Annotated in this window: 2 protein-coding genes and 1 pseudogene; all 3 read right to left on the bottom strand. The window is 71.4% G+C overall.

The window, feature by feature from the left end; genetic code table 11:
• Positions 1-320 (bottom strand): DUF998 domain-containing protein (locus AB0J09_RS63300; protein WP_360713961.1); only part of this gene is annotated, 320 nt, incomplete at its 3' end.
• Positions 321-472: 152 nt separating this feature from the next.
• The gene (locus tag AB0J09_RS63295; RefSeq protein WP_360713959.1) at positions 473-1,618 is read right to left on the bottom strand and encodes an FAD-dependent monooxygenase; all 1,146 of its coding nucleotides are present in this window, start codon (positions 1,616-1,618) and stop codon (positions 473-475) included.
• Between the two features lie 15 nt (positions 1,619-1,633).
• Positions 1,634-2,042, bottom strand: a pseudogene (locus AB0J09_RS63290) (hypothetical protein); the annotation flags it as partial.

Raw genomic sequence — 2,042 nt, 5'->3', positions numbered from 1 at the left:
GGATCGGTGGGCACGATCCCGGCTGCGGCCAGCGCCAGCCCGGCGGCCGCCAGGAGAATCGGCCCCCAGACGGCTGCGCGTCCGGCCGGTCGCGTCTGGCGCAGCGCGCGGCCTAGTCCGGCGGCGAAGGCGAGCAGCAGCAGCCCGCCGATCACGAAGTTGGCCGTTTGCAGCCAGCCGCGTTCGCCGGTACCGAGCTGGCTGGCGCCGTGATGCCAGAGGCTGTAGCCGGGCCGGGTGGCGCCGTCGGCCAGGATCACTACGGGGACGAGCACGCCGGCGGCGATGCCGCAGCTGAGCAAGATGGTGGTCGGGCGCATCGGGCGGTGGCCTCCTCGCTCCGCGATCGTTGATCGCGGGCCGACCAGGCTTCCCGGCTCTCCGACATCCGCACCCCCGAGCGGGGGTGCGATCTTCCAGTTGCCTGGAATGTAACACCTGGCCGATCGCCCGGCCAGGTGTTACACGCCCCTCAGCCCTTGATGAAGCGGCGGGTCATGTAGCGGCGGACCGGGGGCAGGGAGGCCAGCCGCAGGGGGAGCAGGCTCAGCCACAGCAGGAGCGGGCTGGTGGGGGCGTAGACGCCTTTGACGCGGCGGCCGAGTTTCTGTTTGCGTTCTGCTTCGGGTCGGATGGCCGCCTCCCACGCGGCGAGCGCGGCGGGGAGGTCGCCGGGGTGGGCGGCCAGTTCGGTGCCGAGGCGGTCGGCGCCGCCGACGGCCAGGGAGGAGCCGTATCCGGCGAACAGGGTGACGCACCAGGCGGCATCGCCCAGCAGGACCACGCGGCCTTTGCTCCAGGACGGTGCGACGACCTGGCTGATGGTGTCGAAGTAGACCGACTCGGCCCGCTGGAGTCCGGCCAGGGCTTCGGGGATGATCCAGCCGAGGTCGCCGTAGACGCGCTGCAGTTCGGTGGTCACGTCCTCGCCGGGGCGGGCGTGGCTTGTGCGGTAGCCGAAGAAGGCGACGTTGCGGCCGTCGGGGATGCTGATGACCGCGGCGGTGCGGCCGCCGGAGGACAGGGTCCCGGTGGCGCCGGTGGCGATGGTGGCGGGCCGCTTGTCGAGCATGTAGACGGCGACCTTGTGCTCCAGGTCGAGCAGGAAGTCCTCTTCCGGGCCGAACAGCAGGGCGCGGGTGGCCGAGTGCAGGCCGTCGGCGCCGATCAGCAGATCACCTTCCTCGGTGGTGCCGTCGGTCAAGGTCACGCGGATGGCGCGGCTGTCCTGGTCGACGGCGGTCAGGGTGGTGCCGAAGCGGATCTCGGCGTGGCCCTCGACCTTCGCGTACAGGACGGCTTCCAGGTCGCCGCGCAGGATGGTGATCGAGCGCGGGCCGGTGGTGGCGGCGATGGTGGCGCGGTCGAGGGAGAAACGGCGTTCGCCGTTCGGCTTGTGGTAGACGAGTTCGTCGGTGACGAAGCCCTTGGTGAGCAGGTCGGGCAGGATGCCCATGCGTTCGGCGGCGTCGTAGCCGATGCCGCCGAAGGTGACGGCATAACCGCCGCCGCGCCGCTTCGGGGCGCGTTCGACGATGAGGGTGTCCCAGCCGATCTGGTGCAGGCGCAGGGCGGTGGCCAGGCCGGCGATGCCGGCTCCGATGATGATGGCGCGCATGAACGGTGTGCTTCCTTAACGTGAGAGCTGGTCGAGCAGCCGCTGTTCAGCGGCGCCATCCAGCCAGGTGTCTGGGGAGGGGGCATCGGCGCGGGGCGCCGGGTCGCCTTCGGCCTGCAGCCAGGTCCAGGTGTCGGCGAGGGTGTCGCGCAGCGGGCGGGTGGTGAGCCCTTCGGCCAGGGCGGCGCTGACGTCGGCGTCATGCATGCCGCTCGGCGCGTTGCCGTCCGGCATGCGGAGCCCGAACTCCATGCCGAGCGGCAGGCCGTGCCGCAGGAGCAGCTCCGGCGGCGTCCACACCAGTTCGGTGTCGAAGCCGGTGACCTCCAGCATGGTGGTGAGCAGGTCGCCGAGGGTACATCGCTCGTGGCCGTACTGGTGTTCACCGAGGCGCCGGTGTCCGGAAACAGCCTGAACCCCGCCA

The organism is Nonomuraea sp. NPDC049784, from assembly GCF_040659615.1.
In the GTDB taxonomy this organism is placed as follows: Bacteria; Actinomycetota; Actinomycetes; order Streptosporangiales; family Streptosporangiaceae; genus Nonomuraea.
Note: the sequence above shows the minus strand (reverse complement) of the source record. Positions and strands in the feature narration are given on the sequence as shown.